Raw genomic sequence first — 16,153 nt, 5'->3', positions numbered from 1 at the left:
CGTTACTCCTTAGTCGATGGGCTATCGAAGCAGGCATCGTGTTTCTTCTTGCGCCATAAGGCATAGCAGGTCAGGCCAATAAAAAAGGCGAGCGCGGGCAACAGCACGTAGTCGAGATAACCGGTCAGTGCAGCCAGGCCTAGCGTCCCAAGCAAAATTACCAATATCGGCGTAAAGCAGCAAAGCGCAACAAGTACGGTGCCAATGACACTCACCCGCAACAGGGTTTTGGGGTTGTGCATGGTTACTCCTGTGTCGCCTGGCTTTGTTTCAGCGTGGACGGATAGCCTGCGTTAGTCGTGGCTTGAGTCAGTGCCTCAACGGAGGTTTTCGCATCGTCGAAGGTGACCGTAGCATCACGTTCTTCATAACGGACATCGACAGCGCTCACTCCCTCGACCCGGGTGAGAACAACTTTGACGGTGATTGGGCAGGCCGAGCAGGTCATGCCTGGCTGGCCTCCGCAGGCCGGTATATCTGACGCCAGGCAAAAGTCATTGCCACCAGCGCAGCCCCGATGAACCATGGTCGAAAGGGTTCCAGGGCGGCCAGGTTGCCGATCCAGGCGCCGGAAATGCCCAGCGTGATTAACACCAAGGGGCCAAGACAGCAGGCAGACGCCACGACAGCTGCAATGCCCCCCAGCAATCAGCGAACCGCGACCTGCTTTTGATTCTGACATTACAATGGTTCCTTTCATGACATGGATGACGGCGTTAAGGTTACTCCCGTAGTCAGCTACGGAATCAAGCCCTATGTCTAAAAAACAATGCTCAATGACTATCGGTGTACTGGCCAAGGCCGCCGGTATGGGGGTGGAAACCATCCGTTATTACCAGCGCAGAGGACTGGTGGCTGAACCTGAAAAACCCTATGGCAGCATTCGTCATTACGACGAGCAGGCATTGGCGCGCCTTCACTTCATTCGAACCGCCCAATGGTTGGGGTTCAGTCTGGATGAAATCGGAGGGCTGCTTAAGCTGGAAGACGGTGCCCATTGTGATGAAGCTCGAGTCCTGGCTGAGCGCAAACTGGATGATTTGCGACGCAAGATCGCCGCCTTGCGACAGATGGAATCCACTCTGGATAGCCTAGTGGAACGTTGCCGGTGCAGTGAAGACCCGCAGCGATGTCCGATCATTCATTCGCTGCGGGGTCAACGTGATATCCCGGACGAGGGGATCGAAAGATGAGATTTTTCCGTTGCTGGATGGCCAGCCCAAAAGCGGCCATGGAACGAACTCTCGCCATTGCCATGCGCCATGCCGCCGAACCCGCCATGAGAGAGCCAAAGCTATTTTTCGGATCTTTGCTTGATAGCAACTTGCAGTTATCTACAGTTTTTTCCCACTTTGTGTAACAACAACGGTTCTGTCTAGTCTGTCTCAAAGGGACAGCGATCCCTCACGTTATTCAACTAAAGCGGAGACACTCTATCTCCAATAACCTTCAACCAGTTCTCAAGGCACTGTTGCTGAACCTCATGGTCAGCTTTGCGGCATCGACGGATACGGCCCGGTTTCGTAGTTGAGCGGGGAAGGCCAGCTCCTGCTATTCCATCGTTCTGCAGAACACCATAGACGCAAGCGATGGGAGGAGACGGTCAGATCCGGAGTAATGACCGAGCGCGAGCTGATTAAAAGAGCGCAAAGTAATTTTATTAACATCAAGTTCTGAAGCTGTTCATCCTCGCTTTAAAAATCGAGTCATCCGGGTGCCTTCATGCTGGGCATAAAATAGCAACCGGACCTGGAGTAGGCCGAGGCTTCCGTGCGTCTCTAAGACGCAATCCATCAACGCGCCCACTTTTACCGGATCCGTTACACTAACTTTTCCTTCTCTCCTGGCAGTTGGGAAGGCGAGCATGGCAACGACCGGTATGACTACCATCAACAACCGAAGATAGCACTCAACCAAAACGGAGAAAGCGAGACCAGGGCCGCCTAACGGCGACGTGCTATCCCTCCCCGACCCAATGGACGGGGTATCTCGCGCAAACCTGATGAAAGCATCTGACTTATTCGTAAAAGCGCTAGAAAATGAGGGAGTCCAGTACATTTTTGGCGTTCCCGGCGAAGAAAATCTCGATTTACTGAATTCATTAAAGAACTCGAGCATCCGCTTGATTCTCACCCGCCATGAACAAGGCGCGGGTTTCATGGCCGCCACCTATGGCCGTTTAACCGGTCAGCCCGGCGTCTGCTTGGTAACCCTTGGGCCTGGCGCAACCAATCTGATCACGCCGGCGGCTTTCGCCCAATTGGGCGCCATGCCGATGTTCATGATCACCGGACAAAAACCGATCAAAACAAGCAAGCAAGGTCGCTTTCAAATCCTCGATGTGGTGGATTTGATGCGCTCGGTCACCAAATCCACCAAGCAGATTGTCAATGGCAACACCATCGCCTCACTGGTGCGCGAGTCATTTCGCCTGGCCATCGAAGAAAGGCCGGGGGCCGTGCACCTGGAATTACCAGAGGACATCGCCGACGAGGAATGTGCGGAGACGGTTTTTCCGCCGATTGGTCACCTCCGCCCCCACGCCACAAAAGACGCACTGCGCGAAGCAACCAGCATGATCGAGGCGGCAAAAAGCCCTCTACTGTTGATCGGAGCGGGTGCTAACCGCAAACGCGTCAGCGAAGCATTGACGGCTTTCGTCGAGGCCACCGGCATTCCGTTTTTCACGACCCAAATGGGCAAAGGTGTTGTCGACGAACGCCACCCCCTTTACTTGGGATCAGCCGCCTTGTCCGACCACGATTTCTTGCATTGCGCCATTGACCGAGCGGATCTGATTATCAATGTGGGCCATGATGTAGTGGAAAAGCCCCCGTTTTTTATGGAGCATGACGGCAAGCAAGTCATTCATGTGAATTTTTCACCTGCCGAGGTGGACCCAGTGTACTTCCCCCAACTCAACGTGGTTGGGGATATCGCCTTTTCCGTGCAGCAACTGTCGAAGCTTATTGAAAACAAAGACCATTGGGACCTGTCCTTTTTCAAAACCATCAAAACAGAAGTAGACCAGCATCTGTCGAAGTATTTTCTCGATACCCGGTTCCCGATGCTGCCGCAACGTTTAGTACATGTGCTGCGGGAAACCCTGGCGGAAGACGCAGTGCTTAGCCTGGATAACGGCGTTTACAAAATATGGTTCGCCCGCAACTACAAATGTTATTTCCCCAACACCATGCTGCTGGATAATGCACTGGCTACCATGGGCGCGGGCTTGTCCAGCGCCATGATGGCTAAAATGCTGTACCCCAAGACTCAAGTCGTGGCTGTTTGTGGTGATGGCGGTTTCATGATGAATTCACAGGAGCTGGAAACCGCTGTTCGCCTGAAGCTTAATCTCGTGGTGATCATCGTCAACGACAATGCCTACGGCATGATTAAATGGAAACAGCATGCCATGGGTTTCGACAATTTTGGCTTGGATTACGCCAACCCGGATTTTGTTACTTACGCCCAAAGTTACGGCGCCCACGGCTACCGGATACAAAACGATGAGCACTTTCAACAAACTCTGGACACATGCTTGGCGTCTAGCGGGGTTCACGTCATTGAACTGCCCGTGGATTACTCACTCAATCACGAAATCCTCAACGTCATGCTTAAGGAGAAAACATGCCAACTGTGAACACAACCAACAGTGTGCAAGTGTTTCGGCCTTATGACCAAAGGGTGATCCGCGAGATCCCCATGGACTCGGCGGAAATGGTCATGGGCGCCCTCGCTGAGGCGCATCAACTCTTTCAGGATCAGTCGCCCTCGGACTGAGCCTTAAACTGCAATCTCGACACCGTTACCAGTTTTCCCCGAACGGTCTTATGTCCAGTTCGAAGGTCCAGGCCGAAGGATCCTGGTGACACAGGGTCCAAATCGCATCCGCCACGGCAGATGGGTTGACGAAAAAATCATCCGTTTTGTCATGCAGCCACTCGCGGGTACGTGGCAAATCCACCACGCCGTCAATCACCACGTTGGCCACATGAATTCTTTCCGGCCCCAACTGCCGGGCAAGGGATTGCGCCAGGCTGCGCTGGGCCGCCTTGGCCGAAGCGAAAGGTGCAGAATTTGCCCGCCCCCGGGTCGCAGCAGACGCACTGGTCACCACAATACTGGCCGTGTCGTGCTTGCGCAGTTGCGGCAAAACTGCTTTGGTGGCCGCTACAAGGCCTTGGACGTTGGTGCGCCAGCTGGCCTCAAAATCGTCGAAGCTGGCCTCCTCCACATTCTTGAAAACACCAGCCCCGGCATTGTAGAGCAGCACCGATACCGGGCCGAGTATCTGCTCGATCGCCTGGAACGTTGAATTTACGCTATCAATCTCTGTGGCATCGTACTCATAGGCATGGGTATTCGGAATCTGTTGCGCCAGGGATTCGAGGTAATCCCGGCTGCGCGCCAGCATCGCCACCTGGAAGCCTCCCTCACTGAAACGGCGGGCCAATGCTTCACCGTTGCCGGGTCCCACACCAATAATCACGCACACTTTGTTCATTGATCGCTCCTTTTGTTCGACCATCTTGGAAATCGTCTCATTACAAATTACAGGTAACGGCTTGACCCGGCCAATAGCAGTTGCAGGCTTCGTTGCATTGTCCTTGCTGCATGGCAAGGCCCAACAAGTCAGTCGATCGTGACAATAATACCGCCAGCCGCGTCGGCATCTTCCTGATCGTGTGTTACCAGCACCGCAGGCACATTCTGTTGACGCAGGTGCTCAAAAACGACAGCTCGCAATTCCCGCCGCAAGGGCGCATCCAGCTTGGAAAAGGGCTCATCTAACAGGATTGCCCGGGGTCGGGAGAGTATCAGCCTTACCAGCGCGACCCGCGCCCGCTGTCCACCTGAAAGCGTCTCGGGGTCGCGGTGTCCGAACCCCGCCAGGCCAACACTGGCAAGCGCGTTTTCTACCCGCTCGGCTACGCCGTCTTTTCCTACGCGGGCGCCAAATCTTACATTTCCGGCAACGGACAAATGCGGAAACAGCAACGGGTCCTGGAACAGCAGACCCACTCCGGTCTTTTCTGCCGGTCGGCCGGTAATATCCTCACCGTCCAGAATGGCCCGGCCGGTCGCGTGAAAGCTGGGCGACATGAAGCCGGCAATCCAGGCCAGCAGCGTGGACTTGCCAGAGCCGGAGGGGCCCATAACGGTCAGCACTCCGCCGGGGCTGATGGTTTCGTTCAGATGAAGCAGACGGTGCCCATGTAGCTCCAGGGCAACGTTTTGCAGTTGTAAGCAGCCAGCCTTAGCTAAAGGGCCTGCATGCCCCGACGTTCTTTCCATAATAACCTCGGAATCAGTAGTGCCAGCAGAAAGCCAATGAAAGGTGTGATGGCCTGCACCATGGCCCAGACCCCAATAAGGCGGCGATCCCCACCCGATGAAAGTGCCACCGCCTCCGTCGTCACCGTGACGATGCGCCCACCCCCCAGCATTTGGGTAGGTAGGTAAAGGCTGACGCTGATTGCCACGCCCAGAGCCATCGCGGTCAGCACCGGCCTCAGCATCATCGGCAATCGAATGCGCCAGAAAGCCTGATTGACCGAGAGTCCCAATGATCGGCCCAGGATGACCCACCGAAAATCAAAGCGACGGTAGGGTTCCACCAGCGTCAGATACACATAAGGCAACACGAAAAGCAGGTGGGCCCAGACCACCACCCAGAGCGCCGGCGCCTGCCCCGCTATTTGGCTTAGCACGGTAATGCCGGACAGAAAGCCCACCTGCGGCACCAGCAATGGTAGATAGAGCAGCCAGAGCGCGCGGGGAGTCGGTCGGTTCCGGCGCTGCTCATGCTCCAGCGCAGCGAGCACCATGGCCACAGCCAGCGCGGATGCCGCCGTCGCGATGACCATGGTCATCCAGAACGGCCGGGCCAAATCCGGCAGTGCCTGCAGCCAGTGGCTCGTGGTAATAGACCCTGGCCAGGCGTCGGGAAAACGCCAGAAGCCGGCGACGGAGTTGAGCGCAAGGGCGAACAGTCCCAGCATCGGCAGCAGCGTTGCAATCAACATGAGTCCGCGCCCGGCCAGCCATAACGTGCCGTCAAATCGTTGCCGGTTGCCGCCGGCTATCCAGGCATTGAAGCCCGTGCCAATCAGTTTCTCCAACCCCCACCAAACTGACAACGTCGATACGGTTACCAGAAGCTGAAGCAGCGCTCCAGCCGAGGCCAGAAAACGGCGGGAAAGGTCCGGATCATTGAACCATTGCACCACCTGAACACTCAGGGTGGAAGGTAGATTGGGCCCCAGAATCATCGCCACATCCACCGTGGACGTGGCAAACGCCAGCACCGCATACACTGGCAGTCGGATCAGCGGATAAAGTGCCGGAGCCACCGTTTTGAACCAGGCAACCCGAGGCAGGTAACCAAGGGAACGTGCCAGCATGACTCGCTGACCTGCATTGAGCTGAGGCAAACCCGCCAGACTGACCAGTAGCAGGAAAGGAATTTCCTTGAACACCAGGCCGCTGATCAGCGATATGCCGAAAGGATCATTCAGCAACAGCCAATCCGGTGGTCGCTCAAACCCGGTCAATGACGGGGAAAGCCACCGCAGCAGCAAGCCGGAAGGCGCGACCAGAAAAGCAAACCCGAACGCCGCGGCGGCATGGGGGATCGACAACAGGGGAGAAACCAGCCGCTGGATCCAGCGATCAAACCGGGTATTGGCAATGGTCGACAGAAACAGAAAGACGATGATCAGCGCCAGGCCGGTCGCCAACAGGCCACTACTAAAACTCACGGCAACCGACCGCAGAATGCCAGGCGTTGCCGCCAGCTCAAGCCACGGACGAAACGACCAGTCATTGCCCCCAAGTACAGGCAGGTAGCCAAAAGCCGGTGGCACGGTAAACAAGGTGCCTCCTACCACCGGCAAGACCAGACTGAGAACAATAATCCAGGGTGCAAGGCGCAGCATTGGCAAGCTCAGATCATCATCAAATGGGGTCAGTTGCCGCTGTATCGCTCAAGCCAGGCGGTTTCCAGGGCCTCAACCCAGCTGGCATGAGGTTCCTCCACGACCTGTTGGAGCTCTGCCGGTGTCACTCCGCCCTTAGGCGACGGCAATGCTTCGAACAGAGCTCTCTGTTCGGCGTCCAGTTGATCCATAGACAGCACAGTCAGGAAGCCCCAGTTGTCAGGATGCTGCGCGTAGGCTTGAGCTTCCGGGGACAGCAGGAAATTCGCTACCACCATGGCGGCTGACTTATGCTGGGCGTTGAAGGGTATGGCCAGAAAGCTGACGTTGCCGATGGTGCCCCCGTTCAGCACATAGCTCTCCACCGTTGGCGGCAGCTCGTTGTTGGCGATGGCGGCTGGCACCTCGGCGGGCCAGAAGGAGAAAGCCAGGCTGAGCTCGCCATCCCCCATCAGGCGACGCAGGGCCGGACCATTGTCGGGAAAATTACGGGCGGACCGCCAAAGGTGTGGGTGAAGTTGATCCAGAAAATTCCAGAGTGGCGCTGTGACCGCCTCGAAATCTGCCTCGGCAACCGGTCCATACAGCGCGTCTCCATCGCCTGTCAGTTCAATTAAAGCCTGTTTCAGGAACGTGGTGCCCAGATACTGAGGCGGCTTGGGATAGGAAAACTCACCGGGATTTTCCTGCGCCCATTCAAGCAGCCCAGGCATCGAGCCCGGAGGGTTGTCCGTCAGCGATTTGTCGAAATAGAACACCACCTGCGCCTTGCCCCAGGGCGCCTCCATGCCCTCCACCGGCACGGTAAAGTCGGTCGTTACTGCGGGGTTATTTTCGGGGTCTGTCAGGCTGAAGTTCGGCAGTTGCCCGACCCAGGGGCCAAACAGCAGGCCTGCCTCCTTAAGCGTTGCGAAGTTCTCGCCGTTTATCCAGATCAGGTCAACAGCGCCTTCGGAGGTGTTACCCCCCTGCTTTTCCGCAACGACCCGTGAAACGGCCTCGGCGGTATCACCCAGTTTCACGTGGACAAGGTCGATACCGTAACGTTCCTCGACCTGCCCTGCGGCCCAGCGGATGGTGTTATTGGTGTTCGATTCTCCGCCCCAGGCGTTGAAATAGACCGTTTGTCCGCGCGCCTGCTCAACGATGGCCGGCCATTCATCAGATACTGCAGCATGGCTTCCCAGCGGCAGCGCCAGGCTCACGGATAACGCCAGTAAAGTAGACTTCATCAGGACCTCTGTTTGTCGTTGTTAGTTGGTTAAAAACCGTGCAGGCCACCGCCTAAGCCAGCAGCCGTTCCAGCTCATCGAATTCAGATACGATGGCGTCAATGACCGCTGGTTCCAGGTAATGTTTCGCCCGATCCCGCACATGGGCATTGAGTGCATTTTCATTATTAGATTCGGACCAGCTTTGGCCGCCATCCGGCCCGGGTGCGGTACTGGACAGTGCCAGCCACTTTGCACACCAGGTCGTTGACCACAACCACATAAGTCGACGAAGCGGCACATGCCAGGGGCGGTGATCGGCGCCCCTGGCACCAAAAGCCTGCTCCCACGACTGATACGCATAGGCGATGTCGTCGACCGCCAGAACGGCGTAAGAGTTCATGTCCCAAGTGGTCGAGGTGTACAGGGTACTATGGGCCAGGTCGAAGCCCGGGTAGCTGATGCGACACTTTTCAAGATCCACCATCCAGGCGGCGCCTTGTTTGTCGACCAGAAAGTTGCCGGGGTGGGCATCAAAGGTGATCAGGCTTTCTGGCGGTCGCTCATCCAGGCCGGCCAGTCTGGTGGCGAACTCAAGCTGCCCCTGCACCCGGGCCTGAACGTCGGCGGACAACCCGGCGCGCGCCAGGAACTCCGCCTGGCTGCGGATTTCCTGAATCATGCTGACCAATGGATCTTCAGGAAGGCTCAGGCGCTGGTGGCTCGCTTGCGGCACATCAACACAATGTATTCTCGCCAATGACAGGCTCAGAGACGCCACATGCTCAGGCAACGCCAATGGCACACCGTCCACATAATCCAGCACCAGAGCACCCCGGGGCAGCGCCGGGCTGACCGGTAACACCTGGTGCAGTGCTGGCGTTACCAAAGAGGGCGCCGCCGCCTGAAAACAGATTGCTTCGTGGGCCAGATGCGGTTCCGGATCCAGGCCCACCTGGCTTTGTTTGGGAATACGCAGTAACTGGCCGCTATCGCCAAGAAGCACATGGGCGTGGGCTAACCCGGTGTCCTGAAGGAAGCGCAGGGATTGTCCGCGCCAGACGGTGTCCGCAAGGCGTTTTTCAAGGCCCGCTTCCGATACGCCGAGGGCGTGAAACATTCCGTTTTGCCCCTGGTTCAGATTCCGGGTCATGATACTGCCACCACGCCATGTTGGCTCGAACGCCGCTGGGGCTGGAAGCGGGTTTCGTAGCCGTGTTTGCAACGTCGGTGACAATGCCAACAAAGGACATAATAGATGGATTCCACGGTCGTTGATCCTTGCTCGGTCAGAAAATTCAACAATTTGAATCTTCAGGACACATGACTTTAATAAAAATTACAGAAACCCCGAAAAATAATGGCCACAGATAAAGGCAACGGCGCTCTGTTACACACGCGATGCTCACAACCTCAGGCCTGAGTATCGAGACGCAAAAAACGAGACAGTCGGGAGTGAGGGCGCCGGCTGAGATACAGCGGCAGTGTGCTCATGACGACCAGAATGACCACAGCAGCGACCACGGTCAGCAAAGGGCTCAGCTCAAAGCTGTGACCCAGTCCGGCAAAAACGAAAGTCATGGGCAGCATGCCAAGGGTGGTCGCGAGCGCATAACGCCAAAACGATATCGCAGTGACACCGGCGGCATAACTGATCAGCGCAAACGAAAACAATGGGATCAGGCGCGTCAGCGTCACCGCCATGAACAGAAAACGCTGGGAACCGGTGGCTGAAAATACCGGGTTATCGCCCAGTTTGCGCCGAACCGCCTCACGCCCCAGTACCCGCGCCAGATAAAAAGCAATGATAGACCCGGCGAGGGCTCCCGACACTGCAATCGCAGTTCCAGTGAACACGCCGTAAACGAGACCTGAAGCAGCACTGATGGGCAGTGTCGGAATCGGCCCGACAACCACCGCGAGGATCATCAACAGCATCAGCAACACTGGCCCGGACATGCCCTGCTGGTTAAGCCACTCAGCCAACGCTTCTGGCGCCAGACTAACAGGCATACCCAGCTGACGAAGAAGCAACCAAATAGCCCCCATCACGAGTGCAACTATGATCAGAAAAGTGAGCCGGAAAGCCCATTGTGAACGGTTCATTAGAGTATTCTACCGGCCACGTTGAAGGCGGGAAGCATTTTCGGGAATTTTCAACTGCGTATTAAATGGTACTTGTTACTGAGCGATCATTCAATCTGCCCGCTATGCCGAGGCTGGCGGTGCGGAGTTGGCCAAGCATGTGGCTGGCTAGATTCCATTCTGGCCGGACTTAAAAGCCACCCTTGCAGAGCGAAACTTTTTTGCTTGGGATTTGAAGACGTTAGGGACGATATGACTTACATTGTTGACGCTTACTAACCCGCCACGAGAGCAGACTGGCGTCAGTCGCGGGTAGACGGGCAGGGCGCGCCACAGGGCGCACAGGCTGAGTCGTCTTTCTGCGACAGCGCGGTTTGCACATTGCCCTGGCCTGAGTTGAACGCAAACGTCGGGCTATTCAGGTGGTCGATGACAATCAGTATCAAAATGGCACCCAACAACGCCAGAACGCGACTTTTACGGTAAGCTGGATTCATAACTGTGCTCCCGTTGTCAGTTCGGCAGGCGGAACCAGGGCCGCAGGCGAATACCAATGTAAGACCCACCAAACGCGCAAGCGAACCATATCCAGGCGTGCAGGCTGGCCGAACCAATACCTGAGAAAAGCGCACCTATATTGCAGCCAAAACCTAAGCGAGCACCGTAGCCCAGCAACAGGCCGCCCACCACCGCCGCCAGAAACGGGCGACCTTGGAGCTTGTTGCGACTGGCTTCGTTGAAACGATTAGCCAAACCTGCGGCCAGCATGGCGCCTAACAGCAGGCCAAAATTCATCACCGATGGAATGTTGGTGAGCAGAGAATCTTTCAGAGCCATGGCCGGGTATTCCCATTGCCAGAACTCAAACTGACCCATGTCGACGCCGATGGATTGCAGCGCTTTAGCGCCCCATACATTGAACGCAAAGGTGATGCTCCAGGGCGCCCCACCGATGGCCAGGGTAAGAATATTGCCGGCGGCCAGAATCGAAATGGCCCAGGTGAACGGCCAACGGCCGGTTACCAGTGTGCGCCAGAAACCCTGACCTTTCTGTTTCCACAACAGCTCATCGCTGGCCACTTGGCCGTGCGCTTTGCGCTCAATGCGACTGATCCAGCGAGCAATCAATAGCAAGCCGACCAGCTGCAACACGATGGCGCCGGGCACGCCAAAACTCGCGACCAGCGGCACCGGGTCAAACCCGGGCTGATCCAGCCACCAAGGCAAATGAATAGAACCCAGCACCGTACCAATGATGAAGAACACCAGGGTGATGATCATCCGCAGATTGCCCGCGCCTACAGTGAACAAGGTGCCGGAGCCACAGCCACCACCCAGCTGCATGCCCAAACCAAACATGAAGGAACCCACCACCAGTGAGGTACCCACTGGCGCTACTGCACCAATCAAACCGGGTTGACCGCTGTAAAGCAGCGGCACCATCACAATGGAGGTTACCCCAAACAGCAACAGCTGAGCTCGCATGCCGGCGCCGCGCTTGTGCACAACAAGGTTGCGCCATCCGGCGGTAAAACCAAACGCGCCGTGGTAAAGCGCAATACCCAGCACCGTACCAATCGCAAATAACACCACCATGAACGGTGCGGTTTCAAGCCAGATGAGTCCACCCAGAAGGGCAAAACCGACCAGTGCTGTTACTACAACAAAACGATCTACCTGCCAGGTCGATTGAATCGCTGAAGTGGGGGCAGCAACTTCACTCATGCCATTCTCTCTTGCTGTCTAAAGCATCACGTGGAATCAATTAAATACGTCGAGCAGTTTCGCTAAACCTTTCTTCTCCACCTGCATCGGCCGATTGCTGTCCTGAGACCACTCTGCCATGGAGCCGTCATACAGCGCCACTTCGTCAAATCCGGCCAGCTCACTCAGCACAAACCAGTCGGTGGCGGCCCAGTGGGCGGTGTTGCAGAAGGCAATGGCGCGCTTGTCGCGATCCAGACTGGTGCTTTGCAGCTGGCCGGCAATGGTGTCGGAGTTCAAGTACCAGGCTTTACCCTGCTGGCTGAGAAAGTTCTGGTGGGGAAGATTCATCGCACCAGGAATGGTGCCCGCAGCTTTGGCCACCGATGATTTTTCTTTGCCGGTAAAATAGTCCGCCGGGCGAGCGTCTACCAGCTGGCCTTGATTCTGGCGGGCGTCGTCTACTTCTTCAAGCGTGGCCAGCAGCTTTGGTTGTAGCTCGCCTTCGAAAGCACCGAAAGGACGCTGTGCGCCTTCACCACTGGCCACTTCAAATCCAGCCTCGTTCCAGCCGGCAAAGCCGCCGTTCAAAATGGTCACCGCATCGTGGCCCAGTACCTTGAACGTCCAGTACACCCGGGCAGCACTGCCAAAGTCGGTGGGGCCGGTTCCGGCTGGCACCAATACAACCGTATCGCCATTATTGATGCCTAGGCCGCTGATCAGGCGCTCTAGACTGGGCACCGGTGGCATAACACCGGTTACGCCATCACGACTTTCACGCCAGCCATCGTCGGTGTAGCTGCTATAAACCGAGCCAGGAATATGCGCTTTGCGAAAAGTGCTGCGGTCGCCGCCGTTATCAATCCCGGAACGGATATCGACAATAACCAATTCAGACTGCTGGCGCTGTTGTTGCAGCCAGTCGGCATCAACCAGCGGAGGTAAGTCGCGGTCAGCGGCTGTTGCCAGCGAGCTGAACAGAATAAGGAAGGAAACAAAAAAACGGGCCATAACATCACTCCACGCAAGAATTCTAACAGAGTGGCATTATGGCTTATTCAAAAAAGAATTAACACACGTTTATTTATTCCTTTTTAGAATAAGATCATAGTGCTTACCTTTGGCATTCGGGCAAATCCGGGTTCAGGGTATAGGTACCGGTTACTCGAGCGCTGGCCAATACGTGCTCTTTCATGGCATTACGCACGCTCACGCCATCGAATTCTCCGCTAAGCCCCAGAGTTTCTATATCTAGTGCATATACCTCGTAGTGGTAATGGTGCAGCAACTCGTCATTCCAGGGCGGGCACGGCCCATCGTAACCAAAATAGGTGCCGGCCATATCCGGATTGCCTGCCAGAAACTGGGTGAAGCTGTTCACACCGCGCACACCTACCGGGCCGCCGCCGGACCCCTTGCCCTTTGGAATAACGCCGTCGCTGTCTTCGCCTTCCGGCAGGCAGCGCATGCGGGCAGGAATATCGACCAGCAGCCAATGGAAGAAGTCGACCCGCGGAATGTCTTTGGAGACGGTTTTACCTTCCTGATTGGCATCGTCTGCGATGCTGGGCACGTCTGGATCAAACATCACAATGGCGAAGCTGCGCGTGCCTTCCGGCACTTGATCCCAGATCATTTCCGGGCTGCGATTAGCGCCAAAACTCATGTGATCGTCTTCATTGAACACGCCAAAGGCAAACTTCTCTGGTGCCGGGTTACCGTCTTCAATTCCTGACACTGTCAGTTTCACGTCAAATCCTCCTTAGCCCTGACCACTTTTGGTCAGCAATTGATCGTCAACGTTTTTCACCACCATTGTGGCAGAATTCCAGCGAATCTGTGATACAAAGGCCAACCATATCGCCTATGCCTTTTTTATCAACCACTACTGCATGGAATTGTTGTCAACCTTATGTTTAATGAAGGAGAAATAATCCACCACGTACGCGACGCTCTGGGCAGCGTGCTGGTTATCGACGAGCGCAAACACCGTGTTTTGACGTTCAACTCTATTTTTGAACAAAGCAAAATAGACCGCCGCACACCCCATCTGCCCGTGCACGAATACAATCGCGCCATGATGCTGCCCGCCGCCTTCCATATGCCGGCCCGGGTAACCGTTCTGGGCCTGGGTGGAGGCGCGTTGGCGAGTGCGTTTCACCATCTCAACCCCGAATGCACCGTACACGTGGTGGAACTGCGACAGATTGTGGTGGATGTGGCCCGGGAATTTTTCAGCCTGCCGCAAACCGACCGCATGCAGGTTACCGTCGCCGACGCCCGCGTTGCGCTGGAACAACTACCTGACGCCAGCAGCGATATGATCCTGGCTGACCTTTACAACGCCGATCGTATGAGCCCGGCCCAGTCACAACGGGTTTTTATGGACAGCTGCGCCCGCGTATTAACAGATGACGGCTGGCTGGCACTGAACTACCACCGCCCACCCGTTCCCAACGACGCCTGGTTCCGCCAGCTGAAGAAACACTTTCCGGTATTGCTAGTGTTCCGCAGCAAAACCAACAACACCGTGCTTTACGCCAGTAGACAGCCACTTGAGGCCATAAATGCCAAAGATCCGAAGCTAAACGCTCTGGAACGCACGCTGCCGATTGGATGGCGCAAACTGATGGCCAAAGTGAGCCGCCTGGAATAAAAATGAGTCGCTTGGAATAATGCACACGGTGCCTCTGATGTCTTTACAAGTGAAATAACTCAGCAACATTGCTTACACGGTGTTCATTGTTTGCTGGCGCATGGCGCGTTAATATCAAACGCTTGCTATAGGTCTCAGTCACGACAACAAAGCGCTTTTATACGCCAGCAGTAAGAGCGCTTTGTTCTCTTTTCTGTAAAGGCCCAATGCGATGGTTGCTCCGAGAAATAAATCCCATAATAGTAGCCCCCACCATATAGTCATTGTTGGCGGCGGTGCCGGCGGCCTTGAATTGATTACCAGCCTTGGCAACACACTGGGGAAAAAAGGCAAAGCCCGCATTACCTTGGTGGATGCCGGTCTGACACACGTCTGGAAACCTCTGCTGCACGAAGTTGCCTCTGGCTCCCTGGACGCCAATGCCAACGAGATCAATTACCGCGCCCACGCTCGCAAACATCATTACGAATTTCAGCTCGGCCGCATGAGCGGCCTGAACCGCGCCACCAAAACTCTTGTGGTTGCCCCGTTTATGGGTGAAAGCGGCGTAGAAGTGGTGCCCGAAAGGGAAATTAGCTACGACACGTTAGTAATTTCTGTAGGCAGTACCGCGAACGATTTTGGCACCCCCGGGGCTCAGGAAAACTGTCTGTTTCTGGACAGTCTGTTACAAGCCCGACGCTTTCATAACCTTATGTTGAACGCCTTTTTACGCAAAAACCACGAAGCTCAGCAAGGCCGCCAACACCGCCTGCACATCAATATAATTGGCGCTGGCGCTACCGGTGTGGAGTTGGCAGCCGAATTGCGTCTGGCCTCGCGCGAACTGCCGGTGTACGGCATGAACCACCTGCGCGCGTCTGACGTGTCTATTTCAGTGATTGAAGCGGCCGACCGTATTTTGCCTGCATTGCCCACACGACTGTCTTCTGCGGCAACTCGCGAGCTGGAACATCAGCACGTAAAGGTGCTGACGGGCCAACCGGTCAGCGAAATAAAAGAAGACACTGTTGTGATGAAGGACGGCGCCGAGCTGCCATCCGACATGACCATCTGGGCTGCTGGCATCAAGGCACCGGTGTTTCTGAGTAAACTGGAAGGTCTGGAAGTAAATCGTGATAATCAATTGGTGGTACTGCAAACCCTGCAAACCACCCATGACACACATATTTTTGCCCTTGGCGATTGCGCCGCCTGCCCTCAACCAGGCTCGGAGCGCCCGGTACCCGCTCGCGCTCAGGCGGCGCACCAGCAGGCCGACGCGCTGTTCAAAACCCTGTGCAACCGCCTGCAAGGCAAAGCAGCCGTGCCGTTTGTGTACAACGACCACGGCTCGCTCATTAACTTTAGCCGCTACACCACCGTAGGTAACCTGATGGGTAATTTGTCGGGCCGCAGCATGTACATTGAGGGCAGGGTAGCGCGGCTTTTTTACGTGTCTTTGTACCGCATGCACCAGGTGGCTGTGCACGGTTTCCTGCGTACCGGCGTTATCTGGTTGATGGACAAAATCAGCCGGGCAATGCAGCCGCGTTTGAAGCTGCACTAAGATT

16 protein-coding genes and 2 pseudogenes are annotated in these 16,153 nt (G+C 55.9%); 5 read left to right on the top strand and 13 right to left on the bottom strand.

Features of this window, described 5'->3' with window-relative positions; all coding sequences use genetic code 11:
- Positions 1–2: 2 nt before the first annotated feature.
- The 3 genes and pseudogenes from merF to MRBBS_RS20170 form a co-directional block, all read right to left on the bottom strand.
- The gene (gene merF, locus MRBBS_RS00690) at positions 3–242 is read right to left on the bottom strand and encodes a mercury resistance system transport protein MerF (protein ID WP_014869474.1); all 240 of its coding nucleotides are present in this window, start codon (positions 240–242) and stop codon (positions 3–5) included.
- 2 nt (positions 243–244) lie between these two features.
- Positions 245–454, bottom strand: a pseudogene (gene merP / locus MRBBS_RS20175) (mercury resistance system periplasmic binding protein MerP); the annotation flags it as partial.
- A 2-nt stretch (positions 455–456) separates the two neighbouring features.
- A pseudogene (locus MRBBS_RS20170) lies at positions 457–682 on the bottom strand (mercuric transporter MerT family protein); the annotation flags it as partial.
- Between the two features lie 73 nt (positions 683–755).
- Here MRBBS_RS20170 and MRBBS_RS00675 point away from each other — a divergent pair.
- From MRBBS_RS00675 to MRBBS_RS19585, 3 genes are all read left to right on the top strand, one after another.
- Positions 756–1,193, top strand: a complete 438-nt coding sequence (locus tag MRBBS_RS00675) for a MerR family transcriptional regulator (protein WP_014869471.1) — start codon at positions 756–758, stop codon at positions 1,191–1,193.
- A gap of 809 nt (positions 1,194–2,002) precedes the next feature.
- Complete coding sequence (locus tag MRBBS_RS00670; RefSeq protein ID WP_014869469.1) at positions 2,003–3,643, top strand: acetolactate synthase large subunit; 1,641 nt, start codon at positions 2,003–2,005, stop codon at positions 3,641–3,643.
- Positions 3,631–3,783: a hypothetical protein gene (locus MRBBS_RS19585; RefSeq protein ID WP_014869468.1), complete on the top strand. Its 153-nt coding sequence runs from the start codon at positions 3,631–3,633 to the stop codon at positions 3,781–3,783. The genes MRBBS_RS00670 and MRBBS_RS19585 overlap by 13 nt, the downstream gene beginning before the upstream one ends.
- Before the next feature lie 25 nt (positions 3,784–3,808).
- Here the strand turns inward: MRBBS_RS19585 and MRBBS_RS00665 are convergent, their stop codons facing one another.
- The 10 genes from MRBBS_RS00665 to MRBBS_RS00620 form a co-directional block, all read right to left on the bottom strand.
- Positions 3,809–4,507, bottom strand: a complete 699-nt coding sequence (locus MRBBS_RS00665; RefSeq protein ID WP_014869467.1) for an SDR family NAD(P)-dependent oxidoreductase — start codon at positions 4,505–4,507, stop codon at positions 3,809–3,811.
- A 128-nt stretch (positions 4,508–4,635) separates the two neighbouring features.
- Positions 4,636–5,298 (bottom strand): ATP-binding cassette domain-containing protein, encoded by a 663-nt coding sequence (locus MRBBS_RS00660; protein ID WP_041635002.1) that lies wholly within the window; start codon positions 5,296–5,298, stop codon positions 4,636–4,638.
- Entirely contained in the window at positions 5,265–6,941 is a 1,677-nt protein-coding gene (locus MRBBS_RS00655) for an ABC transporter permease (protein ID WP_014869465.1), read from the bottom strand. Before MRBBS_RS00655 ends, MRBBS_RS00660 begins: the two co-directional genes overlap by 34 nt.
- A gap of 29 nt (positions 6,942–6,970) precedes the next feature.
- On the bottom strand, positions 6,971–8,173 hold the full coding sequence (locus tag MRBBS_RS00650) for an ABC transporter substrate-binding protein (protein ID WP_014869464.1): 1,203 nt from the start codon (positions 8,171–8,173) through the stop codon (positions 6,971–6,973).
- 52 nt (positions 8,174–8,225) lie between these two features.
- The gene (locus MRBBS_RS00645; protein ID WP_014869463.1) at positions 8,226–9,305 is read right to left on the bottom strand and encodes a phosphotransferase; all 1,080 of its coding nucleotides are present in this window, start codon (positions 9,303–9,305) and stop codon (positions 8,226–8,228) included.
- 260 nt (positions 9,306–9,565) lie between these two features.
- Positions 9,566–10,258: a TVP38/TMEM64 family protein gene (locus MRBBS_RS00640; protein ID WP_014869462.1), complete on the bottom strand. Its 693-nt coding sequence runs from the start codon at positions 10,256–10,258 to the stop codon at positions 9,566–9,568.
- Between the two features lie 281 nt (positions 10,259–10,539).
- On the bottom strand, positions 10,540–10,734 hold the full coding sequence (locus MRBBS_RS00635) for a hypothetical protein (protein WP_014869461.1): 195 nt from the start codon (positions 10,732–10,734) through the stop codon (positions 10,540–10,542).
- 16 nt (positions 10,735–10,750) lie between these two features.
- Positions 10,751–11,962, bottom strand: a complete 1,212-nt coding sequence (locus MRBBS_RS00630) for a YeeE/YedE family protein (protein WP_014869460.1) — start codon at positions 11,960–11,962, stop codon at positions 10,751–10,753.
- 36 nt (positions 11,963–11,998) lie between these two features.
- The gene (locus MRBBS_RS00625) at positions 11,999–12,955 is read right to left on the bottom strand and encodes a sulfurtransferase (RefSeq protein ID WP_014869459.1); all 957 of its coding nucleotides are present in this window, start codon (positions 12,953–12,955) and stop codon (positions 11,999–12,001) included.
- Positions 12,956–13,058: 103 nt separating this feature from the next.
- Positions 13,059–13,694, bottom strand: a complete 636-nt coding sequence (locus MRBBS_RS00620) for a YbhB/YbcL family Raf kinase inhibitor-like protein (RefSeq protein ID WP_014869458.1) — start codon at positions 13,692–13,694, stop codon at positions 13,059–13,061.
- A 162-nt stretch (positions 13,695–13,856) separates the two neighbouring features.
- On the opposite strand from MRBBS_RS00620, the gene MRBBS_RS00615 reads away from it, so the two are divergent.
- Entirely contained in the window at positions 13,857–14,600 is a 744-nt protein-coding gene (locus MRBBS_RS00615; protein WP_014869457.1) for a spermidine synthase, read from the top strand.
- A gap of 211 nt (positions 14,601–14,811) precedes the next feature.
- On the top strand, positions 14,812–16,149 hold the full coding sequence (locus MRBBS_RS00610; RefSeq protein WP_014869456.1) for an NAD(P)/FAD-dependent oxidoreductase: 1,338 nt from the start codon (positions 14,812–14,814) through the stop codon (positions 16,147–16,149).
- Positions 16,150–16,153 lie beyond the last annotated feature (4 nt).

Source organism: Marinobacter sp. BSs20148, assembly GCF_000283275.1.
Taxonomy (GTDB): domain Bacteria; phylum Pseudomonadota; class Gammaproteobacteria; order Pseudomonadales; family Oleiphilaceae; genus Marinobacter; species Marinobacter psychrophilus.
Note: the sequence above shows the minus strand (reverse complement) of the source record. Positions and strands in the feature narration are given on the sequence as shown.